This is a genomic window from Pantoea sp. PGP6, from assembly GCF_053474785.1.
In genome coordinates this window covers 2,853,123-2,875,437 of the sequence record NZ_JBQBMA010000001.1, presented here as the reverse complement: position 1 = coordinate 2,875,437, position 22,315 = coordinate 2,853,123, and the positions used below count along the sequence as shown (strand labels likewise).

At 55.8% G+C, this 22,315-nt stretch carries 25 protein-coding genes and 2 tRNA genes; 10 read left to right on the top strand and 17 right to left on the bottom strand.

Annotation, left to right across the window (positions count from 1 at the left end; translation table 11 throughout):
* Positions 1 to 24 precede the first annotated feature (24 nt).
* Positions 25 to 492, top strand: a complete 468-nt coding sequence (gene matP, locus ACLIBF_RS14095; RefSeq protein WP_139807893.1) for a macrodomain Ter protein MatP — start codon at positions 25 to 27, stop codon at positions 490 to 492.
* An 84-nt stretch (positions 493 to 576) separates the two neighbouring features.
* On the opposite strand, the gene ompA is transcribed toward matP, so the two are convergent.
* Both ompA and sulA read right to left on the bottom strand, forming a co-directional pair.
* Positions 577 to 1,644, bottom strand: coding sequence for a porin OmpA (ompA, locus tag ACLIBF_RS14090; RefSeq protein WP_031376116.1), 1,068 nt, complete (start codon positions 1,642 to 1,644; stop codon positions 577 to 579).
* 350 nt (positions 1,645 to 1,994) lie between these two features.
* Complete coding sequence (sulA, locus tag ACLIBF_RS14085; protein WP_031376115.1) at positions 1,995 to 2,486, bottom strand: SOS-induced cell division inhibitor SulA; 492 nt, start codon at positions 2,484 to 2,486, stop codon at positions 1,995 to 1,997.
* 211 nt (positions 2,487 to 2,697) lie between these two features.
* Here sulA and ACLIBF_RS14080 point away from each other — a divergent pair, with 211 nt between their 5' ends.
* Positions 2,698 to 3,327, top strand: coding sequence for a TfoX/Sxy family DNA transformation protein (locus tag ACLIBF_RS14080; RefSeq protein ID WP_089561077.1), 630 nt, complete (start codon positions 2,698 to 2,700; stop codon positions 3,325 to 3,327).
* On the opposite strand, the gene yccS is transcribed toward ACLIBF_RS14080, so the two are convergent.
* Complete coding sequence (yccS, locus tag ACLIBF_RS14075; protein WP_031376113.1) at positions 3,324 to 5,483, bottom strand: YccS family putative transporter; 2,160 nt, start codon at positions 5,481 to 5,483, stop codon at positions 3,324 to 3,326. The genes ACLIBF_RS14080 and yccS overlap by 4 nt on opposite strands.
* Complete coding sequence (locus ACLIBF_RS14070) at positions 5,467 to 5,907, bottom strand: YccF domain-containing protein (RefSeq protein WP_031376112.1); 441 nt, start codon at positions 5,905 to 5,907, stop codon at positions 5,467 to 5,469. The genes yccS and ACLIBF_RS14070 overlap by 17 nt, the downstream gene beginning before the upstream one ends.
* A gap of 123 nt (positions 5,908 to 6,030) precedes the next feature.
* On the opposite strand from ACLIBF_RS14070, the gene helD reads away from it, so the two are divergent.
* On the top strand, positions 6,031 to 8,085 hold the full coding sequence (helD, locus tag ACLIBF_RS14065; protein ID WP_031376111.1) for a DNA helicase IV: 2,055 nt from the start codon (positions 6,031 to 6,033) through the stop codon (positions 8,083 to 8,085).
* Position 8,086: 1 nt separating this feature from the next.
* Here helD and mgsA read toward each other — a convergent pair whose 3' ends face one another.
* Together mgsA and ACLIBF_RS14055 are read right to left on the bottom strand one after the other, a co-directional pair.
* Complete coding sequence (mgsA, locus tag ACLIBF_RS14060; protein WP_031376110.1) at positions 8,087 to 8,545, bottom strand: methylglyoxal synthase; 459 nt, start codon at positions 8,543 to 8,545, stop codon at positions 8,087 to 8,089.
* Between the two features lie 69 nt (positions 8,546 to 8,614).
* Complete coding sequence (locus tag ACLIBF_RS14055; protein ID WP_031376109.1) at positions 8,615 to 9,256, bottom strand: YccT family protein; 642 nt, start codon at positions 9,254 to 9,256, stop codon at positions 8,615 to 8,617.
* 176 nt (positions 9,257 to 9,432) lie between these two features.
* Between ACLIBF_RS14055 and ACLIBF_RS14050 the strand changes: the two genes are divergently transcribed.
* Positions 9,433 to 9,846: a CoA-binding protein gene (locus tag ACLIBF_RS14050; protein WP_159223707.1), complete on the top strand. Its 414-nt coding sequence runs from the start codon at positions 9,433 to 9,435 to the stop codon at positions 9,844 to 9,846.
* Between the two features lie 36 nt (positions 9,847 to 9,882).
* On the opposite strand, the gene hspQ is transcribed toward ACLIBF_RS14050, so the two are convergent.
* Together hspQ and rlmI are read right to left on the bottom strand one after the other, a co-directional pair.
* Positions 9,883 to 10,200 (bottom strand): heat shock protein HspQ, encoded by a 318-nt coding sequence (hspQ, locus tag ACLIBF_RS14045; protein ID WP_031376107.1) that lies wholly within the window; start codon positions 10,198 to 10,200, stop codon positions 9,883 to 9,885.
* Between the two features lie 59 nt (positions 10,201 to 10,259).
* Positions 10,260 to 11,450: a 23S rRNA (cytosine(1962)-C(5))-methyltransferase RlmI gene (gene rlmI / locus ACLIBF_RS14040; protein WP_046288409.1), complete on the bottom strand. Its 1,191-nt coding sequence runs from the start codon at positions 11,448 to 11,450 to the stop codon at positions 10,260 to 10,262.
* 85 nt (positions 11,451 to 11,535) lie between these two features.
* Between rlmI and yccX the strand changes: the two genes are divergently transcribed.
* Entirely contained in the window at positions 11,536 to 11,814 is a 279-nt protein-coding gene (yccX, locus tag ACLIBF_RS14035; RefSeq protein WP_031376106.1) for an acylphosphatase, read from the top strand.
* A gap of 13 nt (positions 11,815 to 11,827) precedes the next feature.
* Here yccX and ACLIBF_RS14030 read toward each other — a convergent pair whose 3' ends face one another.
* Together ACLIBF_RS14030 and yccA are read right to left on the bottom strand one after the other, a co-directional pair.
* Entirely contained in the window at positions 11,828 to 12,154 is a 327-nt protein-coding gene (locus ACLIBF_RS14030) for a TusE/DsrC/DsvC family sulfur relay protein (RefSeq protein ID WP_279809359.1), read from the bottom strand.
* Between the two features lie 107 nt (positions 12,155 to 12,261).
* Positions 12,262 to 12,915 (bottom strand): FtsH protease modulator YccA, encoded by a 654-nt coding sequence (gene yccA / locus ACLIBF_RS14025; RefSeq protein WP_031376104.1) that lies wholly within the window; start codon positions 12,913 to 12,915, stop codon positions 12,262 to 12,264.
* 220 nt (positions 12,916 to 13,135) lie between these two features.
* Between yccA and ACLIBF_RS14020 the strand changes: the two genes are divergently transcribed.
* The 3 genes from ACLIBF_RS14020 to agp all read left to right on the top strand — a co-directional run bounded on the left by ACLIBF_RS14020 (position 13,136) and on the right by agp (position 15,338).
* Positions 13,136 to 13,223, top strand: a tRNA-Ser gene (locus ACLIBF_RS14020).
* 72 nt (positions 13,224 to 13,295) lie between these two features.
* A tRNA-Ser gene (locus tag ACLIBF_RS14015) sits at positions 13,296 to 13,383 on the top strand.
* A 272-nt stretch (positions 13,384 to 13,655) separates the two neighbouring features.
* The gene (gene agp / locus ACLIBF_RS14010) at positions 13,656 to 15,338 is read left to right on the top strand and encodes a bifunctional glucose-1-phosphatase/inositol phosphatase (protein WP_448309997.1); all 1,683 of its coding nucleotides are present in this window, start codon (positions 13,656 to 13,658) and stop codon (positions 15,336 to 15,338) included.
* Between the two features lie 65 nt (positions 15,339 to 15,403).
* Here agp and ACLIBF_RS14005 read toward each other — a convergent pair whose 3' ends face one another.
* From ACLIBF_RS14005 to wrbA, 3 genes are read right to left on the bottom strand one after another with little or no spacing between them, the layout of a single operon-like run.
* Positions 15,404 to 16,777 carry an NAD-dependent succinate-semialdehyde dehydrogenase gene (locus tag ACLIBF_RS14005; protein ID WP_031376102.1) on the bottom strand — a complete coding sequence of 458 codons (1,374 nt, stop codon included), beginning with the start codon at positions 16,775 to 16,777 and terminating at the stop codon, positions 15,404 to 15,406.
* Between the two features lie 53 nt (positions 16,778 to 16,830).
* Complete coding sequence (locus ACLIBF_RS14000; protein ID WP_031376101.1) at positions 16,831 to 17,061, bottom strand: YccJ family protein; 231 nt, start codon at positions 17,059 to 17,061, stop codon at positions 16,831 to 16,833.
* A 20-nt stretch (positions 17,062 to 17,081) separates the two neighbouring features.
* A complete protein-coding gene (gene wrbA / locus ACLIBF_RS13995; protein WP_089561074.1) occupies positions 17,082 to 17,681 on the bottom strand; it encodes an NAD(P)H:quinone oxidoreductase in 600 nt (199 codons plus the stop codon).
* 302 nt (positions 17,682 to 17,983) lie between these two features.
* Here wrbA and ACLIBF_RS13990 point away from each other — a divergent pair, with 302 nt between their 5' ends.
* Entirely contained in the window at positions 17,984 to 18,160 is a 177-nt protein-coding gene (locus ACLIBF_RS13990) for a con-10 family general stress protein (RefSeq protein ID WP_069728130.1), read from the top strand.
* Between the two features lie 94 nt (positions 18,161 to 18,254).
* Positions 18,255 to 19,178, top strand: a complete 924-nt coding sequence (locus tag ACLIBF_RS13985; RefSeq protein ID WP_279809357.1) for a DMT family transporter — start codon at positions 18,255 to 18,257, stop codon at positions 19,176 to 19,178.
* On the opposite strand, the gene rutG is transcribed toward ACLIBF_RS13985, so the two are convergent.
* From rutG to rutC, 4 genes are read right to left on the bottom strand one after another with little or no spacing between them, the layout of a single operon-like run.
* Positions 19,179 to 20,507 carry a pyrimidine utilization transport protein G gene (rutG, locus tag ACLIBF_RS13980; protein WP_279809356.1) on the bottom strand — a complete coding sequence of 443 codons (1,329 nt, stop codon included), beginning with the start codon at positions 20,505 to 20,507 and terminating at the stop codon, positions 19,179 to 19,181. It lies immediately after the preceding gene.
* A gap of 55 nt (positions 20,508 to 20,562) precedes the next feature.
* The gene (rutF, locus tag ACLIBF_RS13975) at positions 20,563 to 21,078 is read right to left on the bottom strand and encodes an NADH-dependent FMN reductase RutF (protein ID WP_031376098.1); all 516 of its coding nucleotides are present in this window, start codon (positions 21,076 to 21,078) and stop codon (positions 20,563 to 20,565) included.
* A 20-nt stretch (positions 21,079 to 21,098) separates the two neighbouring features.
* On the bottom strand, positions 21,099 to 21,908 hold the full coding sequence (rutD, locus tag ACLIBF_RS13970) for a pyrimidine utilization protein D (RefSeq protein ID WP_069728133.1): 810 nt from the start codon (positions 21,906 to 21,908) through the stop codon (positions 21,099 to 21,101).
* The gene (gene rutC / locus ACLIBF_RS13965; protein ID WP_069728134.1) at positions 21,908 to 22,303 is read right to left on the bottom strand and encodes a pyrimidine utilization protein C; all 396 of its coding nucleotides are present in this window, start codon (positions 22,301 to 22,303) and stop codon (positions 21,908 to 21,910) included. The genes rutD and rutC overlap by 1 nt, the downstream gene beginning before the upstream one ends.
* Positions 22,304 to 22,315: the final 12 nt, after the last annotated feature.

The following is a 22,315-nucleotide window of genomic DNA, read 5'->3' as shown; positions in this document are numbered from 1 at the left end:
TTACGTGATCACGATGAGATTCCGATGAAATACCAGCAACTCGAAAATCTTGAAAGTGGATGGAAATGGAAATACCTGGTGAAAAAACATCGGGAAGGTGAACTGATCACGCGTCACCTTGAATTAAGTGCGGCGCAGGCGGCAGTCGATAAGCTGCTGGCGATGGAAAATAATCCGGTTACGGTCAACGAATGGATTGCTGAGCATATTCATGCCGACCTGGATAATCGGCTTAAGCAGACCATTCGTGCGCGGCGCAAACGTCACTTCAATGCTGAGCATCAGCATACGCGGAAGAAGTCGATTGACCTTGAGTATCTGGTCTGGCAACGGCTGGCAGGACTGGCGCAACGGCGTAACAGTACCTTGTCTGAGACGGTAGTGCAGTTGATTGAAGATGCCGAACGCAAAGAGAAGTATGCCAATCAGATGTCGAGTCTCAGAGAAGATCTGCAGGCGATTCTCGGTAAGTCTGGCTCAGAAAAAGAGTAACTACACCCGTATAGTCTGGCAACTTTGCCGACAGACTGGCATAAAAAAACCCCGCCTTAGCGGGGTTTTTTATTACGTGTAAACTTAAGCCTGTGGCTGAGTTACAACGTCTTTGATGCCTTTAACGTCGATTTCTACACGACGGTCCGGCGCCAGGCAGTCGATCAGGGCATTGCGGCCTTTCACGCTGTCACAGGTGTTGCCGGTAACTGGGTTAGATTCACCCATGCCACGTGCAGAGATCTTGTTAGAAGGGATACCTTTAGATACCAGGTAATCTACTACTGACTGAGCACGTTTCTCAGACAGTTTCTGGTTGTACTGCTCTGAACCGATGCGATCGGTGAAGCCCAGTACGACAACGGAACCATCTTTAGGATCCATTGAGCTCAGCTGGCTGTACAGCTGATCCAGAGCCTGCTGACCTTCTGGCTTCAGGGTAGCTTTGTTGAAGGTGAACAGAACGTCAGACTTCAGAGTGAAACGCTTGGTTTCAACAACTGGTGCTGGCGCTGGAGCCGGAGCTGGTGCTGGAGCAGCTTCATCCTGACCGAAGCGGTATGAAACGCCTACGCTCAGCATGCCGTTGTCTGGACGGGTACCAACGGTCTGTGCATCACCAATGTTGTTAACCCACTGGTAATCCAGACGGGTAGCCCAGTTTTTGGTCAGCGCATACTCAACACCAACTGCTGCCAGTGGAGAAACACCGGTGTCGTGGTCGCTGATGCGGCCATTAACAGGATTAGTCTGCGTTGAGTCTGCACGCCATACCATGCCGCCCAGACGAGTATACACGTCCAGATCGTCATAAATTGGGTAGCTCAGTTTAGCAGCCAGCTGAATGCCTTGTGCTTTGAACGCGCCGTTAGTCACGTTGCCTTTATTAGGCATGCGACCCAGCCAGTCATAGCCCAGCTCGAAGCCCAGGTATGGATTTGCCTGGTAACCAACGAATGCACCTGCACCCAGCTGGCTTTCGTGAGTTGGACCGTCATTGTTTTGGTAACCGTTACCGTAGTAACCAGTGTCGTGGTACTGAGACCAGCCCAGTTTAGCACCGGTGTACCAGGTGTCATCTTTCGGAGCGGCCTGCGCTACGGTAGCGAAGCCAGCCAGTGCCACTGCAATTGCGATAGCTGTCTTTTTCATTTTGCGCCTCGTTATCATCCAAATAGGCAATGAGCAAAAAGGTTGCTCTTGGTTTAATCCTTCGCCGGGTCAAAACGCTCGCTTATGACTCTACCGCAAAAAAACGGAGGTTATTGAGCACCCTGGCGAGATAAAGTCTACAACGAGATTGGAAACTTACAAGTATGATGTGAGGCGCTTCTGTAAAAAAACAGAGATTTATACACAAATTCTAACAATTAGCCTGGTATTATCGTCGCGGATCAATAGCCAAAAAACCTGCTAAACCATTGTCAACGCTCGAACTAACAGAATCAGTGGTTTAGCGACGACAGATAAGAAATATAGCTTGAGAAAGTTCCGACTTTTACTTAATGAAACAAATCCGACTGAATTTTTAGCGCATTTTGTGGTCCGAGAGGCGCTTCGGGTGTTCCACTCGACCGCAAAATCAATCCCAGGGCATCGCCTTCGGCCGCTGCATTTTCCAGTTGACGTCGTTCATCTTCATCCAGTTCGTACGGAATCCATGCCAGAACGACACTGTAATTTCCGGTACGCAGCGCTTTTATCATCGCCTCAACTGCGTTCATACGCTCAGAATCGGCAATATGCATGCTCTTATCCAGCGGCAAGCCGGACTGCTGTAACCAGGCACGGTTCAGCTTATGCGCAGGGGTTAACCACAGTTGCCAGCGCGACTGCTGACTCAGCTGCTGCAACAGCGGCAACAGTAACATCTGCATCATTCCGGGCTGCTCACTATAGCGTAACTCAGTAATCCAGCCATGCTGAGAAGCGGATACGGAAGAGGACGCGTAATGATGAGCATAGCGTGCATTGTTCGGATGTTGTGTTCGCATAAGTTAATCACTCAGCAGTGGACTGTATGAATATACAGTACTGGCGTTACGCATAAAGATCAACCCAAATTTCTGATAACGCCTCGCAAAAACGTCACAAGGTTAGCGGAACCGCTATTAATTCATTGAACCGGATAAGGCTTTTTCCTATCTTCTAATTATCTGAAACCAAACATAATTTCAGATATTTCTATAACACGGAGGTGATGTGATGAAAAAGTTAAATCCGATCATTGAACGTTCCAGAGCGCAGCTGGCCCCGCTGGGCTCGATCGAGTCGCGAACCCAGTTTGGTGGCTATGCGCTGGCTGTCGAACGGGTAGTTTTTGCTTTGGTAAATAATGACGCACTCTATCTGCGCGCCAGCGAGCCACTGCGTGAATACATCGCACAGCGTCCACTCGAGCCATTAATCTTTCGTAAGCGTGGCGTACTGGTCAGCCTTAACTACTATCGGGTTGATGACGCTTTATGGCATGCGCCAGCGCATCTGCTGACGTTATCCGCTGCGTCACTGGAGACCGCAAGGGAAGAGCAGCAGCGTAAGCAGTTATCACTGCGCTTAAAAGATCTGCCTAATCTCAGTGTGCGTATGGAGATGATGTTACATGAGGCGGGTATTCTGAACGTGCAGCATCTGTATGAGATCGGCGCTAAGCAATGCTGGCTGAAGCTGAAAGCGGTAAACCAGCATGTCGGGCTACAGACGCTGCTGGCGCTGGAGGGGGCGATATCGGGCCATCACTATGCCGCCCTGCCACAGGCGGTCAGGGCGGAACTCAATGCCTGGTTTCAGCGCACCGTACTGATGACGCTGAATCCCAAAGGCGGCGTAAACTAATCGGCGTTAAGCGTGCGGCGCAGGCGAGCGACTTCAGGCATCAGCGCCACCAGCAAGCCGAGTTGCTGCAATACCAGTGGCGCACGTGTATCCGCATCGGCGGCCAGCTGGCTGATCCGCTGAGCCAGTTGATGACGCATCGTCTCAGCCTGTTGATCGCTGACGACATCCGTTTGCAGCACATCCTCAACATAACAGACCGTATCATCCAGCAGTTTGAGCAGTTCCGGTTCGCTAATTTTATCGCGATGCGCACCCAGTGCAGAGATATAGCTCAGGAAAGAGTGATTTGAGCACAGCAACTGAAAAGCGGAATCACGCATTGTCTGGCTGGTACGGCTTTCACTGCTCATGTTGGAGACCACCGACGCCAGTTCGGCATCGGCATTATGCGCATCCCGCCGGGCGATGCGATAAGCCAGGCGGTTATCTTTGCCCTGATGGTATTGCTCCATAATCGCATCCAGATAGCGGCAGTTGGCCTGTAAGGTGCGTTCTGCTACCGCCGGTAGCTGACGGAAGCGCCAGTCTGGCCAGATAAAGGCGACGGCCAGCCAGGCCAGACCGCAGCCCAAAAGCGTATCGACCACCCGCGGTAAAGCCACCTCAAATCCTTCGCCGAGCAGGTTAAAACAGAGCAGCACCAGCAGCGTGATAAACAGCGTGGCCTGCGCATACTGCACCTGTCGGAAGGCGAAAAACAGCACCCCGCTGATCACGATTAGAATCAGTTGCCCTTCGACCGAGGGCACCAGCCAGAGCACCGGCAGACCAATAGCGATCCCGGCCAGCGTCCCGCCAATACGCAGCGCCAGCCGCCGCTGTGTCGCATTATAGTTGGGCTGGCAGACAAACAGACTGGTCAGCAGTATCCAGTAGCCTCGCTCCAGGCCGGTGATCTGAATGAAGCCGTAACCGATACACAGCACCACCGACATCCGCACCGCGTGGCGGAACAGCGCCGAAGCGGGGGTAAGGTGGCGACTGAAGCGCAGCCTGATATCGCTCCAGCCGCTCAAACCTTCGCGTGACAGCAGATTGTCGCTGTGCTGCGGATCGTCGCCTGCCAGCGTCTGCTCCGATTCGATAGAGGCCAGCTGGGCGTCAATCGCCTGCAGGTTGCGCAGCAGCCAGTAAAGCGCACGGGTATGGGTGGCCTCTGGCTCACGCTGCTCAAGGCGTTCTATGGCTTTTTGCAGCCGTTCAAATGCCCGCTCAAACCGGCTGTCGTGCACCCAGCGTTCACGCATTAAAATAGAGTGCGCCAGCTGCCGACAGGCCTGGGCCTGCATATTGAGTAAGCGCTGGAAGCGGAACAGGATCTCGTTATAGCGCCAGTCACCACGCAGCAGGTGATATTGCAGATGAGAAGAGCTGGCACGTTCATGGATATCCTGCGCCACAAAGTAGTAGTGCAGACTGCGCCGGGTACCACGTGAACCGCGATCGCCACGCAACCGGCTCTGCAGAGTGGTCTTGGTCAGATTGAGCTGGGCGACGAGCTGGCTGTTGACCATCGCGGCATCAATAAAGGTCGCATCATCCTGTTCGCCAGCATCCGGATCGAACAGATTGGCTTTGGCATCCAGATAACGCGCCAGCTGGGAAAAACTGCCCGCCAGTTGTTCCTGAACCGGCCGAACCGGAAACATCAGGTGACCGAGCAGGGTCAGCAGGTTGTACCAGAGCGCGCCCACCAGCAACAGAATCGGCTGCATATACCACTGGCTGAACAACCCGATGCCGAGCATGGTATAGACCGCAATCAGCAAGGCACCAAAGGCAATGGTGGCGTAGCGCTGACCGAGCGCCCCCAGCAGAATGAAGCCCCAGGTGGAGATCGCCAGTCCGGCAATAAACGCCAGCGGGTAGGGAAACAGCAGTTCAACCGACACCGAAGCGATACAGAAGCAGAGCAGGGTGATCAGCAGATTCTTTAGCCGCCCGGCTAGCCGATCGTCAAGATCCGCCAGCGCCGCGGCCACCACGCCCAGCGTCAGCGGGATGGTCCACTCAATCTGGTGCAGCCACCAGGGAATGGCGGCACACCCGCTCAGCGCAAACAGAATGCGCAGCAGGTAGCGCCAGGTACTGTTAAACAGATACTGCCGCCAGCCGGGCAGGCTTTTCGACATCATACTAATAGCGACGGGCATTGGCTTCGCGCGCGGCACGCGCCTCTTCCACCGATACGACGCGGCGTCCTACCGGCCACAGCGCAATCGCGGCAATTTTGAAGTTAGCGATACCGACCGGAATGCCGATGATGCTGATGCACTGCACAATGCCGACCGAAATGTGCGACAGGCAGAGCCACCAGCCAAAGAAGATCAGCCAGAAGATATTCAGGAAGGTTCCGCCGGTGTTCATGATGTGACTCCGGTTTTCCGGGCGCAGCACGTCGACATGCACCGCTTCATTGCCAAATGGCAACAGCGACAGTTTGGTAATTTCCCAGCAGGAGCGGGTCAGCGGCAGGGTAAAAATCAGCACAATGCTGATTAAGGTGGCAAACAGCCAGCTCAGGGTGGTGAAAAAGCCACCCAGAACGAAATTAAGAACGTTTAAGACGGTGCGCATGACATTTTTTTCCTTTTGCATTCCGCAAGATGTGACGCCAAGTTTAGCCTGTTTTAAGGCTGGAGCGCCAAGGGTCTGACAGGTAAACTCCCCCTAATCCTATTCTCTGTCGTTGGTGTCGGCGTGGAACTGAAAGCAACCTCCATGGGCAAACGGCTTGCCCAGCATCCTTATAATCGGGTCCGTCTGATGGCGGCTGGCGTGGAAGTCAGCGGCGATAAGCATGAGTACCTGATCCCTTTTAACCAGCTGCTGGATATCACCTGCAAGCGCGGGCTGGTGTGGGGTGAACTGGAATTTTTACTGGCTGACGAAAAAGTGGTCCGGCTGCACGGGACGGAATGGCAGGAAACGCAGCGTTTTCATCACTATCTGCTGCAATCCTGGCAGCAGTGGAGCCTGGAGATGAGCGAGGTGTGCAGTGAGGTTCTGCAAGCGCTGCGTAGCGCGATTGAAGCGTTTAGCACCCAGGATCGCTGGCTCAATCGCAGTGAGCTGCAGGATTTAAAAGCGCAGATCGTGAAACAGTTCGATGCCTTACCCTTGCCGCTGACCCGCCTCAATGAGTTTGCCACCTGTCGTGATGACCTGGAATTTTGCCAGCGCTGGCTGGAGCAGGGCGAGACGGCACTGCGTCAGCGTAACCGTGACTGGACCGCCTCCATGCTGACGCGTTACCACGATTTCTTTGCCAGCGTAGAAACGACGCCGCTGAATACCGCCCAGAGTGAAGCCGTGGTGAACGGTGAGGCTTCGTTGCTGGTGCTGGCGGGTGCCGGTAGCGGTAAGACCTCGGTGCTGGTGGCGCGGGCAGGCTGGCTGATGCAGCGCAGGCTGGCCAGCGCCGATCAAATCCTGCTGCTGGCCTTTGGCCGACAGGCTGCGGAGGAGATGAACGATCGGATCCAGTCCCGACTGGGTGCCAGCGAGATTCAGGCGCGTACCTTTCATTCGCTGGCGCTGCACATTATTCGCGAAGGCAGTAATAAGCAGCCGGCGATCAGTAAACTGGAGAGCGATACCGAGGCTCGCCGCGCCTTACTGATTCAGCACTGGCGTCAGCAGTGCAGTGAGAAGAAAGCGCAGGCCAACGGCTGGCGGCAATGGCTGCGTGATGAGCTGGAGTGGGAGTTGCCGGACGGCGCGTTCTGGCAGGATGACCGGCTGGCTAACCGGCTGGCAACGCGACTGGAGCGCTGGCTGAGCCTGATGCGGATGCACGGCGGCGCCCAGGCGGCGATGATTGCTGAAGTGCCGGACGAAACGCGCGACCTGTTCAGCAAACGCATCCGGCTAATGGCTCCGCTGCTGAAAGCCTGGAAGAGTGCGCTGAAAGAGGAGGGCGCAGTCGATTTTTCCGGCCTGATTCACCAGGCGATTGCAATACTGGAAAAGGGCCGTTTCATCAGCCCGTGGAAACATATTCTGGTCGATGAATTCCAGGATATTTCCCCGCAACGCGCAGCGCTGCTGACCGCATTACGCCAGCAGAATAAGCGTACCTCGCTGTTTGCGGTGGGAGATGACTGGCAGGCGATCTACCGTTTCAGCGGGGCAGAAATGTCGCTGACCACCGCCTTTCATCACTATTTTGGTGAAGGCGATCGCTGTGTGCTGGACACCACCTATCGCTTCAACGATCGCATTGGAGAGATCGCCAATCGCTTTGTGCAGCAAAACCCACAGCAGTTACGCAAACCGCTTAATAGCGTGACCAGGGGGAATAAGAAGTCGATTTCGCTGCTGGCGCAGGATCAGCTTGAAGGGCTGCTGAACAAGCTCAGCGGCTACGCAAAACCGGAGGAACGGATCCTGCTGCTGGCGCGTTACCACTACCTGCGGCCTGAACTGCTGGAGAAAGCGAAGACCCGCTGGCCAAAGCTCAAGCTGGATTTTATGACGATTCACGCCAGTAAAGGACAGCAGGCAGATTACGTGATTCTGCTCGGCTTACAGCAGGGGAAAGAAGGCTTTCCTGCGGCGGCGCGCGAATCGATCATCGAACAGGGATTGTTACCGCAGCCGGAAGCGTTCCCGGATGCAGAAGAGCGACGTCTGGCCTATGTGGCGCTGACGCGGGCGCGTCAGCAGGTCTGGCTGATGTTCGATAAAGCGCAGCCGTCAGTATTTGTCGAACAGTTCCGCGAACTCGGTGTACCGGTGCTGCGCAAAGCCTGAATTACTTCAGGCGTTCTGCCATGTAGCGCTGATAATCGGGGATCATAATATCGACCGCGCCGGCAAACAGCGGCGACTGAATAATGAAGTCGGCGGTTGAGCGGTTGGTGGCGACCGGAATGTTCCACACGGTCGCCAGGCGCAGCAGCGCTTTGACATCCGGATCGTGCGGCACCGCATTCAGCGGGTCCCAGAAAAACATAAGCGCATCAATTTTGCCTTCGGAGATCATTGCGCCAACCTGCTGATCGCCGCCCATCGGGCCACTCAGCATGGCGTTAACGGTTAAACCGGTATGCCGATTGATCAGCGTGCCGGTGGTGCCGGTGGCGTAAAGGGTATGCGGTTCGAGAGCGGCCTGGTTTTGTTTAACCCAGTCGAGTAACGCGGCTTTGCAATGGTCATGGGCGACCAGTGCGATATGTTTTTTTATGCCAAGGGTACGAACGGTTTGTTCCATAAAGGCTTCCTGATAAGTCTCATGCGGAAGAATCGGTGGCATGAGTTTACCCCTGGCCTTTCCTCTCTATCAACTCGTACGCAACATTTTGACCAGCGTCATAAACTGCTGGCGGGTTGCTTCATCGAAACGCTGAAACCAGCGGTGTAGCGAGGGCAATTCCGCCTGGGTGGTCCAGGCAAGATCGGCAGTTAACCGGGCGGAGGGGGCGGAACTCTTTACCTGCCGGGCAAACTGCGGCACGGAGGCTACCTGACCGGTGCGATTATAGTTGAGCATCGCCTTTTCCATATCCGCGGTGGCGCTGGCCGGCAGATGGTCACGCATACTGACAATCTCTTTGCCGTGCTCATCCACCAGCTGGAAATTGAGGCTGCGATCGAAATGGTAACGCTCGCGTTTCGTCTCCAGTGGCGGCAGCTTAATGGTGATGGTTTTGGCGGCGGCGGTAAACGTAACGATCATCGGTACCGACTGGTAGCGCTGAACCATATCCGGCCGATCGTTGCGCTGCTTTTCAACCCGAAACAGAAACTGATGCTGACCGCGATCCAGCTCTAAGCTGTCAGCGCCTTTGAGGAGCGAGCCTGAAATTTTTCGGCCATCCAGCACTAACAGGTCAATCTGCGGATCGAGCTTTAAGGTGATGGCAGAACAAGACGCCGAGACGAGGAGTGTTAACAACCCCGTGACAGCCAGCGACAGCTTCATTTCAACTCCAGTAGCAGTGGGCGCAAGGGAAGGTGTGTAGCAAATTCTTACATTATGGCAGTTAATTTACATTTGAACATATTTATTCGTGCGCCGGTTCAATTAATTTCGCTGCCAGCTTAGCCGTGAACCACCAGGCCAATCTACACTCAACGCAGGCCAGAAAGGAGATAACAATGAACGATCAGACAATTCGAGATGTGCTGACACGCAGCCGGCGAATCGCTTTAGTGGGCGCAAGTGATCGCCCGGAGCGCCCGAGTTACGGGGTGATGAAGTATTTACTCGATCAGGGTTACGAGGTGATCCCGGTCAGCCCGAAACTGGCGGGTAAAACGCTGCTGGGACAGCAGGCTTATGCCACCCTGGCTGAGGTGCCCGGGAAAATCGATATGGTGGATGTGTTTCGCAATTCTGAAGCCGCATGGGGCGTCGCGCAGGAAGCGATCGCGGCGGGCGCGGATACGCTATGGCTTCAGTTGGGGGTGATTAATGAACAGGCGGCGGTGCTGGCACAGGATGCGGGCATGACGGTGATTATGGATCGCTGCCCGAAGATTGAGATTCCGCGTCTGGGAATCACGCGTTAACAGAGCAGACGTGGCGGCAAACCGTGCCGCCACAGATTAATGTCGCAGATGGGGGGCCTGCAATTGCTGGCGGACTGACGCAGCCAGTTCATCCATTGACGGCTGTTCCGGATGCTCAACGCTGGTTTCACCGGCAAGCTGAATCTCAGCAACGTAGGTATGCACCTGATCGCCTTCCTCATCTTCCATCACTACATGATACCAGGGCGCGCTGCGCAACTTCTCTTCTGCGCCAACGTCTTCAATTTTAGGCTCATCTAACGAGTATTCCGGATCGACATCGACGATAACGCCCAGCACACCGGACAAACGATGACGAACCTGCTGACCAATACCAAATTTACTGGCAATCATAGTGACCTCCGAAAAAAGTACTCCTGATCCAATATGGGGTCAGGAGCCACTTTTTCAAGTCACATTACCCGGCAGGCGAAACCTTTCAGGTAGAGACCTTCCGGATAGCTGGCAATGACTGGATGGTCAGCCGCCTGACGGAATTGCTCAATGAACTGCACCTCATGTCCGGCATCCAGCGCCGCGTCGGCAATGATCTTCTGGAACAGATCGGTCGCCATCAGGCCGGAGCAGGAGAAGGTCAGCAAAATGCCGCCTGGGTTGAGCAACTGGATCGCCAGCATATTAATATCTTTATAGCCACGACAGGCGCCCATCAACTGGCTTTTATTCTCAACGAATTTCGGCGGATCCATGATGATCAGATCAAACTTTTCGCCCGCGTCACGGTAACGACGCAGCAGTTTGAAAACATCATCCCGTTCGAAACGGGCGCGTGACACGTCCAGTTGGTTGAGTTCAACGTTCTGACGCGCTACATCCAGCGCATCCTGTGAGGTATCAACGCTGATCACTTCTTTACAGCCGCCCATCAGGGCAGAGACGGCAAATCCACCGGTATAGGAAAAGCAGTTCAGCACCCGGGCATCTTTGGCGTAGCGGCGCGTCGCCAGACGGCTGTCGCGCTGATCGAGGTAATAGCCGGTTTTATGGCCGCCCTGAATATCCACCAGCAGCTTCATACCATGTTCGGTAATCGGCAGCAGCGGCGGCGGGATCTCACCGGTGACGGTGCCCTGCGCCAGTTCCAGTCCCTCTTTTTTACGCACCGCAACATCAGAGCGGTCATAGATGGCGCAGCCCGGGAAGCAGTGCTGCAAGGCCGAGATAATCGCCGGACGCTGATATTCCGCCCCGGCAGATAACAGCTGCATCACTAAAAAGTTGCCGAAGCGGTCGATGGTGACGCCGGGTAAACCGTCTGATTCACCGGCAACCAGCCGGTAGCTATCCAGACCATCTCGGGCAGCCAGCCATTCGCGCCACTGTTGCGCCTGTTCAAAACGGCGGACAAAGAAGGCGATGTCGATGGATTCATCAGCTTGCCAGCTCCAGACGCGGGCACGGATCTGCGACTGAGGTGACCAGGCGGCACGGGCCAGCCATTTACCGTTACTGTCACAAACATCAATGGTTTCGCCCAGTTGCGCTTTGCCTTCCATACGGGCAACCGCACCCGAAAAGACCCAGGGGTGGCGACGGAGCAGGGACTTTTCACGTCCCTTCGCGAGAATCAATCTGACTGTCATAGTTTGCTATGCTTACCTGAAAAAATGAGGCGCCATTGTCCGGTGGATAACGGGAAATTGCAACGAACAGCAGCAGGAGTGAAAAATGTCAGTAGCCTGTGTCAAAGCGTGGGTTCACGGTCGCGTACAGGGCGTCGGTTTTCGTTACAGCACTCAGGCCGAGGCAAAAACGCTCGGCGTGCAGGGCTATGCGCGTAATCTGGACGATGGCAGCGTTGAAGTGCTGGCCTGCGGTGAGTCTGAACAGGTTGATGCGTTAATCAGCTGGCTAAAAGCGGGCGGGCCGCGCAGCGCCCGGGTTGACCAGGTGCTGGTGGAACCACATCAGCCCGCTCAGCCACCGCGCGGTTTTACCACCGGCTGACTAAAAGTCCGGGTTACAGGCATTTGGCCGGTTTGGGCAGACCAGCGATTTTGGTCGCCTGTTTGGCCGGCCCTTCAGGAAACAGCCGAAACAGATAGCGACTGTTGCCTTTCTCTTCGCCATATTTCTGTGCCATTGCTTTAACCAGCATCCGCACCGCCGGCGAGGTGTTGTATTCGAGGTAAAACGCCCGCACAAAATTCACCACTTCCCAGTGTGCTTCGGTCATCCCAATACCTTCCTGGTCGGCGATTTGGCTGGCCAGTGCCTCACTCCAGTCGTCACGATGCTTCAGATAGCCTTCGGCATCGACGGCGATTTCGTTACCGTTGAAATTCACGTTCGGTCCTCTTGATTAATTACGGCGTATTTTACCAAATTCGCTCACCGGAAAAAGCAAAAACCCCGCCGAAGCGGGGTTGAGCAGATTTCGCGGGCAGTGACCGGTTAGTTACTGCGCGAGAAGCCGAGGATGCTCAGCAGGCTGATAAAGATGTTATACAGCGAGACATAGAGGCTGACCGTTGCACGGATATAGTTCGTTTCGCCGCCGTGAATGATATTGCTGGTTTCCCATAAAATCGCACCGGCTGAGAACAGAATAAACAGTGCGCTGATAGCCAGATGCAGCGCCGGCAGTTGCAGGAACAGGTTAGCGATAACCGCCACCAGCAGCACGACAAAGCCGGCCATCATCATTCCGCCGAGGAACGACATATCGCGGCGGGTGGTCAGCACATATGCCGAACAGCAGAAGAACACCAGCGCAGTACCGCCCAGCGCCAGCGCAATTACATCACCCATGCCGGCAGTCAGGAACGAGCTGAGGATAGGACCAAGGCAATAGCCAAGAAAGCCGGTAAAGGCGAAAGCGGCCAGAATACCCATCGGGCTATTGGCCAGACGGTACGTCAGAAACATCAGACCGTAGAAGCCGACCAGCATCAGGATCAGTCCCGGTGCAGGCAGGGCCAGCAGTGTACTGGCCGTAGCGGTTACCGCCGAGAAGGCGAGCGTCAGGCCGAGCAGAAAATAGGTATTACGCAGGACCTTATGGGTCGTCAGCAGTGACGACTGCGATGAAGTAACAATTCTTTCCATGTTGCGCTCCTTTTAGCAGAACACTAAATATGCGCTGAGAATACGCAGTGCAATAATGAGGGAAAAGGTGTTTTACCCTTCTTTACGCGTTATTCCGCTAATTCTTTGAGCAGAGTGGCGATTTTGACATCGAATAACAGCAATTTGACTGTTTTTCAGGCGAATGAATTGATCGATGCTTTACATCGCTAAACGGGATGTTTATAGTGCGCGTCATTGCGGAGGGGTGGCCGAGCGGCTTAAGGCAGCGGTCTTGAAAACCGCCGATGGGAAACCATCCGAGAGTTCGAATCTCTCCTCCTCCGCCACTTTATCTGCTCAGGCGATAAAGCGGCAAAATGTCTGATGATGATTTTGCTTATGCAGTAATGTTACAAAACGGAGGGGTGGCCGAGCGGCTTAAGGCAGCGGTCTTGAAAACCGCCGATGGGAAACCATCCGAGAGTTCGAATCTCTCCTCCTCCGCCACATTTTACAGAACAGGCCAGCACAATGTGCTGGCCTGTTCTGTTTCTGCGATCCGTCTTCCGCATTTCCGAAATTCTCCCGTTTAGCTTTCTGATGAGGGCGGCAGCGTTCATCTGCCCGGCGCATCTCTGCTATAGTCCACTCACTGTTTTTGTAAACATCTGGCGATTTTCCTGGATGAGCTGGGTTACACTGTTTAGCACTTCGCTCTGAGGCGAGCTAATCGGTTGATAGCCAGAGTGTTTCTCTACTGAATGAATGGAATAGGCACAATGATCAAGAAACTGAGTCTTTGCGCATTATCAGTGCTGGCAGCATTACCTGTCGGAACGGTAGCCTTCGCCGCTGATGGCGATATGCAACTGCAACAGGTGCTGATGTTAAGTCGACATAATTTGCGTGCGCCGCTGGCGGATAATGGCAGCGTGCTGGAGCAGTCGACTAAAAAAAGCTGGCCGCAATGGGATGTGCCCGGTGGACAACTGACCACCAAAGGCGGCGTGCTGGAAATCTACATGGGTAACTACACCCGTCAGTGGCTGGCGCAACAGGGTCTGGTGCAGAATGGCAGCTGCCCTGATAGCAATAACGTCTTCGTTTACGCCAATAGCCTGCAGCGTACCGTCGCCACCGCCCAGTTCTTTGTGAATGGTGCCTTCCCGGGTTGTGATGTTGCCGTCACCCATCAGGACGCGATGGGAACCATGGATCCTATCTTCAATCCGGTCATCACCGATGGCAGCGAAGCGTTCAACAAGCAAGCGCTGGCTGACATGGCTGCCGCTAATGAAAAGCTGGCGCTGAAGCCCGCTTTCCAGCGACTGGAAAAGATCGTTGACTACAAGTCCTCTCCGGCCTGTAACAACAAAAAGCAGTGTGATCTGAGCAGCGGCCAGAACAGCTTCAGCGCGGAAAATGGCAAAGAACCAAACGTCAGTGGCCCGTTAAAAGTGGGTAACTCGCTGATGGATGCCTTTACGCTGCAATATTATGAAGGTTTCCCGCTGGATCAGGTTGCCTGGGGTCAGATCAAAACGCCTGAGCAGTGGAAAGAGCTGTCTGCGATTAAAAATGGTTATCAGGATACGCTGTTCACCAGCCCGACGATTGCCCGTGAAGTGGCGGCGCCGCTGGTGGATTACATCCGTAGCCAGTTAGTCGATCAGGACAAGGCCAATGCGCCAAAAGTGACCCTGATGGTTGGCCACGACTCCAACATCGCCTCCTTACTGAGTGCGTTGCAGGTGAAGCCGTATGAGCTGCCTGATACCTATGAAAAAACGCCGATTGGCGGTCAGGTGGTATTTGAGCGCTGGCACGATGCCAAAAATGATAAAGATCTGCTGAAGGTCGAGTACGTTTACCAGACCGCCGATCAGTTGCGTGATGCCGATGTACTGAGCCTGAAAAATCCGCCAAAGCGCGTTACTCTGCAACTGACCGGTTGTCAGACAGATGCGAATGGCTATTGCAGCTGGGATCAGTTCTCGCAGGCGTTAAATAGCGCGCTGCAGGGGACCCCAATGCAACCTGCGGCCGCAGCCAAACCGGCAGCGGCTCAGCCTGACAGCGATGCGGCACCGGCTGCTGCAGCGGCTAACAGCGCAACCGATAAGCCGGCTGACAACGCGAAGGCCGACAAAGCTGACGCCGATAAAGCCAAAGCAGAGAAGGCTGAAGCGGACAAAGCAGCCGCTGAAAAAGCGAAGGCAGAGAAAGCTGACGCAGATAAAGCCAAAGCAGAGAAAGCTGAAGCGGACAAAGCAGCCGCTGAAAAAGCCAAAGCAGATAAGGCAGCAGCCGATAAAGCAGCGGCCGAGAATGCCAAAGCAGAGAAAGCAGACGCTGAAAAAGCCGCGGCTGAAAAAGCTAAAGCCGACAATGCGACAGCCAGCCAGGCCCCAACCGCCGCGCAAAGCAACGACGCGAAATCAGTGGCAACGGCAGCGCAGTAAGTTTTCCTGCCGCGGTAAAATAAAAAACCCCGTCGAAACGGGGTTTTTTTATGGCTGACGTCCGGTTAGCCGGCGACCACCACCAGCTTCTGATTGGCAAATTCTTTAATGCCGAGGTCTGACAGCTCACGGCCATAGCCGGAACGTTTAACCCCACCAAACGGCAGCTCTGCCGAGGTATCACTTTGCGAGTTGATGAACACCATGCCGGTTTCAATCGCTGACGCCAGCTTGCGACCACGGGCGATATCGCGGGTCCAGACCGAGCCGCCTAAACCGTAGTGTGAATCGTTGGCCAGCGCGATAGCAGCCTGATCGTCACCAACCACGTAGACCTGCGCAACCGGGCCGAAGAACTCCTGATAATAGGCCGGGTTATCCGGCGTAATACCGGTGAGCAGGGTAGGCTGATAGTAACAGCCCACGCCCGCGACCGCTTTGCCGCCGGTGACCAGCTGCGCGCCATGCGCCACGGCTTCGTCCACCTGTTTCACCAGACGGTCACGCGCATCACTGGACGAAAGCGGGCCCAGCGTGGTTTTCTCATCCAACGGATCGCCCAGCGTGACGGAACTCAGCGCCGCGCTAAACTGACTGATAAAGCGATCGGCAATTTTTTCATGCAGGATAAAGCGCTTGGCAGCGGTACAAACCTGACCACAGTTGCTCAGGCGAGCCTGCACGCCCTGACGCACCGCTTCATCGAGATCGGCATCATCCAGCACGACAAAAACATCGTTGCCGCCCAGTTCGAGAGTCGACTTTTTCAGATGCTTACCGGCCTGCTCTGCGACTGCGCTGCCTGCCCGTTCCGAACCGGTCAGCGCCACGCCCTGAACCCGCTCGTCGGCAATCAAATCCGCAACCTGATCGGTCGAGATAAACAGGTTAGTCCAGGCACCTTCAGGCGCACCGGCTTCGCGGACCAGCTTTTCAAACACGTCCGCACAGTGCGGGACGATATTGGCATGTTTCGCCAGCACCGGATTACCCAGCGCCAGGTTAGGTGCCAGCACCCGCATCAACTGGTAATAAGGGAAGTTCCACGGCTCAACCGCCACCAGCACACCAATCGGATGATACTCAACCCAGGCTTCGCCCAGTTCACTAGGGTAGGGCTGCGGTTTCAGAATACGTTCGGCGTTTTCAGCATAGTAGCGCGCAATCTGCGAACAAATTTTTACTTCGCCGCGGCTTTGACCAATCAGCTTGCCCATCTCTTTACTGGCGATGGTGGCCAGCTCTTCCGCACGGCTATCAATCAGATCAGCCAGTTTGTGCAACACCTGCAGACGCGGCTGAATATCGCCTTTGCTCCAGTCTGAGTGGTAAAGGCGATCGGCGACCTCCAGAGCATGGCTGACGGCCGCCTCATCATGGGAGGGCCAGCTTTTCAGCACCTGGTTGTTCGCGGGATTAATGCTTTGATAGGAAGACATAGCGTGCTCCTTGGTCAGTTAAAAAGTCGAGGCGGGAAATTCCCGCCCCTGAATTACACGTTTTTTCGTTCTACTGTTTTGTCATCCCAGGTCAGGACATCTTTATCGGTTTTTTCAAAGGCGCGAATCAGCACGTCGTCACTGCCTTGCTGGCGCCAGATCTCTTCTGCAAGCCGCTCATCGTAATTTGCCACTTCGAAAATGGCCTCGGCGATTTCAGGCGAGGTATGACGCAGACTGGCCCATTCGCCAACGTGATGTGCTTTTGCTTGTTCAGTAGCCATAATGTTCTCCTTCGATGAAATCAGTCCTTCAGTTTTACGGTCAGCCCGGCAACGTGCTCACCCTGATAGCGGGCGATGTTCAGTTCCTCTTCCGTGGGCTGACGTGAACCATCCCCGCCCGCCAGGGTAGAGGCACCATAAGGCGTACCGCCGCGAGTCCGGGAAATATCAAACAACTCCTGCGTGCCGTAGCCGATCGGGACAATCACCATGCCGTGATGCGCCAGGGTGGTCCAGACCGAGGTAATCGTCAGCTCCTGGCCGCCGCCGGTGCCGGTTGAGGTGAAAACGCTGCCGACCTTGCCATGCAGCGCCCCCGATGCCCACAGTCCACCGGTGCGATCCCAGAAGGTGCGCATCTGACCTGACATATTGCCGAAGCGGGTCGGGGTGCCGACGATAATGGCGTCATACTGCGTCAACACCTCAGGGGTTGCTTCTGCAGCCGCCTGATTGGTTTTACCGCCCACCTGCGCAAAGCGCTCGGCATCCATGGTTTCTGGCACCCGCAGGATATCCACTTCCGCACCAGGCACCCGACGAGCGCCTTCTGCAACCGCGTTCGCCATCGTTTCGATATGTCCATACATTGAGTAGTAGAGCACCAGAATCTTAGCCATTGATCTCTCCGGGTCGGTTTGACGTCCTGAAAAGTATAGAAGAGCTTTCGTTTCACGTGGGCGAAGCGCGGGTCAGGCGTTCGGCAGTCGGGTAATAAACCGCCAGGCAATCGGTTGTAAGGCGACAGAATGTGCGTTGTTTAATCAAACTGAGGGTGAATAGTCTGTTGCTAAATGTGACTGTCGCAGGAGCAAAAACAGAAATTGGCTATTCTTTAAGCATGGCTGAAAGCGGTGCTATTGCCGTCAGCCACAGGTTGCTTTCTTTCCTCATTTATCGCGTTACGCGACAGGAGTAGACCATGGCATCACATCGTGGAGGTTCAGGAAATTTCGCCGAAAACCGTGAACGTGCTGCAGAAGCGGGGCGGAAAGGCGGTAAAAACAGCGGCGGGAATTTCAAAAACGATCCGCAACGCGCTGCCCGTGCTGGCGAAAAAGGGGGGCGCAGCAGCAGTAAAAAAACCGATGATGAATAAACCTCTGTTCCGCCGGTAAACACCGGCGGTCAACGCCGTTGCTTTTCCTCTGTTCACTCCGCACAATAAGCCCGAATCCATCATCAGGTGAATTATGTCGGACGCACTCCGCGGTTTATCCCTGCGCCTTACGCGCCAGGAGCTGGTATTACTGTTTATCACCATGGTCTGGGGCGGCACCTTTCTGGTGGTGCACCGTGTGATGCAACACTCCGGTCCCTTTTTCTTCGTCGGGCTGCGCTTTGCTACGGCGGCGCTGCTGCTGGCACTGTTTTTCCGCCGTTATCTGGCCGCTATCAGCTGGCTGGAAATTAAAGCCGGCACCCTGATTGGCCTGTCGATTGCCGGAGGTTACGGCTTACAAACCTGGGGAATGCAGACCATCTCCAGCAGCCAGTCGGCGTTTCTCACCGCGCTCTATGTGCCGGTGGTACCGCTGCTGCAATGGCTGTTTTTACGCCGTCCGCCGGGGCTGATGTCGTGGATCGGTATCGTGCTGGCATTTACCGGCCTGTTGCTGGTAGCCGGGCCGCAGGATGGCCGCATCAGCCTGAACGCCGGTGAACTGGCGACCCTGCTCAGTACCCTGGCGATCGCGGCCGAGATCATCTTAATCAGCCGCTATGCCGGTCAGGTTGATGTCCGCCGGGTTACTCTGATACAGCTGGCGGTGGCATCACTGTGCGCTTTTGCGTTGATGATCCCCAATGGTGAAACGGTTCCGGTGCTTTCGACGCCGCTACTGCTCAGCGCGCTGGGACTTGGCGCAGCCAGCGCCTTAATTCAGGTCACGATGAACTGGGCGCAGCGCAGCGTTTCACCGACCCGGGCGACGGTGATTTATGCCGGTGAACCGGTCTGGGCGGGTGTGGTCGGGCGGATAGCGGGTGAGCGTTTGCCAGCCCTGGCGTTGCTGGGCGGGGCGCTGATTGTCTGCGGCGTGATTGTCAGTGAGCTGCGGCTGAAACGGAAGAAAGCGGTGCAGCCAGCGACCACACCGCAGGAATCGCAGGAATAGTTAGCCCTCCTGTCGCGCCAGGGGCTTATCCGGTAGCGTCACGCCGCGTCGGCGCAGAATCGCATTAAGGATAATGGCGCCGAAGGTGGCGGTGCCGATACCGCCGAGGGTAAATGAACCTATCTTCAGCGCAAAGTCACCGGCACCCAGCACCAGCGTGGTGGCGACCATAATCAGGTTGCTGTTCTGGCTGAAATCAACGTGATTTTGAACCCAGATGCGAGCCCCTGCCACCGCAATCAGCCCAAACACCACAATCGATGCTCCGCCAATTACCGGCGCCGGAATGGTGTGGATTAGCGCGCCAAACTTCGGCGAGAAACCGGCCAGAATGGCAATGATCGCCGCGGCGACAAACGCCAGCGTTGAGTAGACTTTAGTCACCGCCATCACCCCGATATTTTCTGCATAGGTGGTCACGCCGCTGCCGCCGATCGAGCCGGAGAGCATTGTTGCCAGACCGTCGCCGACAAATGCCCGCCCCATATACGGGTCAAGGTTACGTCCGGTCATGCCCGCCACCGCTTTCAGGTGACCAAGATTCTCCGCAACCAGAATGATCGCTACCGGCGCGATCATCACCATCGCCTGCAGATCAAAAGCTGGCGCGGTGGTGTGCGGCAGACCAAACCACGGTGCCTGCGCCAGCAGCGTAAAGTCGACCGGTTTGCCCAGTCCCAGCCCGTTGGTCAGCAGAGCATAGAGCGCCCACGCCACGATCAGCCCAATCAGGATCAGCAGGCGCTGTATCATGCCGTGCGTAAATACCGCCACCACGCCAATACAGAGCACCGTCATTACCGCCACCCAGCTGTCAAACGAGGATCCGGATACGCCATGCACCGCAATCGGGGCCAGATTCAGCCCGATGGCCATCACCACCGCGCCCGTCACCACTGGCGGCATCAGGTTTTCAATCCAGCGGGTACCGGCTTTCATCACCACCAGCCCAATCAGGGTATAAACCAGGCCACAGGCGATCACGCCACCCAGCGCAACGCTGAGATTAGGGTTCAGTCCCTGACCGCTGAAACCGGTCACGGCGATCACCACCCCGACAAACGCGGCGCTGGAGCCAAGGTAACTGGGCACCCGACCGCCGGTAATCAAAAAGAACAGCAGGGTGCCAATCCCCGACACCAGAATCGCCAGGTTAGGGTCCAGGCCCATCAGCAACGGCATCAGTACCGTTGCGCCAAACATCGCGACTGCATGTTGCAAACCAAGAATCAGCGTTTGCCCCATCGGCAGCGTTTCATCCGGGGCAATAATGCCATTTTCACTCAGTGCCGACTTCTTTTGCCATTGCGGGAACCAGGAACGTGCCATCGTATACTCCAGAAAGTGATGAATGCCGGGGCCAGGCCTGCGGAAGGCTGGCGGATTAACAGGCTTCCTGCCGCATAAGCGGATGATAACCGCGGTCAAACCATGCCAGACCGTGGGTATCGTCGTTACGCACCAGCGCCAGCACCTCACAGAACAGAATGTCGTGGGTGCCGACGCTGACAATCTGGCTGATACGACAGTCAAACGAGGCGACTGCGCCGCTCAGCACCGGCGAACCGGTAATCGCTGTTGACCATTCGGCAGCAATAAAGCGTTCGGCCATCGGCGTCTTGCCGCCGAACAGGTTGGATAAGGTTTCGTGGCCTGCCGCCAGGGTATTGACGCACAGCTGACGGTTTTCACAGAACACCGGCCAGACCGAGGCGGAACGATTGAGGCAGACCAGCAGGGTAGGTGGCGAATCGGTAACGCTGCAGACCGCAGAGGCAGTAAAGCCAGCACGACCGGCCGGGCCTTCGGTGGTGATGATATTGACGGCGGCACCCAGCCGCGACATGGCGTTACGAAACTCAGTTTTCTCTACCACAGGCGCAAGATGATTCGGATTCATCGCGTTCTCCACAAAAAGGGTTACCCGGCGACGCGTGCCAGTGGCTGCACGTCATCGGTATCATCCAGCCACTGCACCAGCAGGGCATTAAAGTGATCGGCATCAGTTACGCTCATCGCGTGGCCACCCCATGCCATTACCTGCTCCGAGGCGTTCGGTAGCGCCGCCGCCAGCTGAGCGGAACAGCTCCAGGGCACCAGCAGATCGTCCTGACTGCAGATCACCAGCACCGGCTGGGGAATAGCGGCGGCACGCGTGCTGAAATCAGCGCTCATCAGGGCGTGCAGACGCCGCATCAGGTTCTCCATTCCCTGGAAATGGGCAATGTGATGACTGTCTTCCTGTTCCAGCCGGGTCTGATGCTGCGCCATCCATTCAGCCGGATAGAGAAACAGCGGCTGGGCACGCACAAAGGCTTCAACGCCGACGTTAAGCAACAGATCCTGGCGCACCTGAAAGCAGCGGCGCGTGTGGGGATGCAGCGTCAGCCAGCCATTGATTACCACTATCCGTTCAACCCGCTCCGGATAATCCAGCGCCAGTTGCAAACCCACCAGCCCGCCGAGCGCATGACCGATCAGGCTAAAGCGCAGGATTCCCTGCTGCGCCAGCGCGGCGGCCAGCTCTGCCGCCATCATCGCCATGCTGTAACCTTCCGGCAGGGTATCGGCGCTGCGGCCGGTACCGCGCTGATCGTAGAGCACCACCCGGTAACGGGCGGTCAGGGCAGCCAGCTGCGGCTGCCAGAAGCCCGCCACGCCACCCAGACCGGAAGAGAGCACCAGCGTCGGGGCATCCGGCGACTGCAGGCCAAGGATATCCAGCTGCATCAGACCTCCTGTTTGCCGATGTGCGCCACGCTGGCGATTTCAATCAGCGCATCGGGTTTGACCAGCCCGCACTGAATACAGAAGCGGGCCGGTTTATCACCGGGAAAATAATCGGCATAGACCTGATTCACCGCCGCGTAATTGGCCCAGTCGGTAATGAATATCGAGTTGAACGTCACGTCCGCCATATTGCCGCCGGCGGTTTCAATCACCTTCTTGATGGTTTCCAGTACATGGCGGGTTTGTGCCGCAGCGTCGCCAACGTGCACCACGTTATTATCAGCATCGAACGGTAACGTACCCGAAACGTACACCACGCCGTCGGCCAGCGTGCCGGGCACGAAAGGGGCGATGGGGGTGGTGGTTCCCGGCGGAATAATCACGCTTTTTGGCATAACAACTTCTCC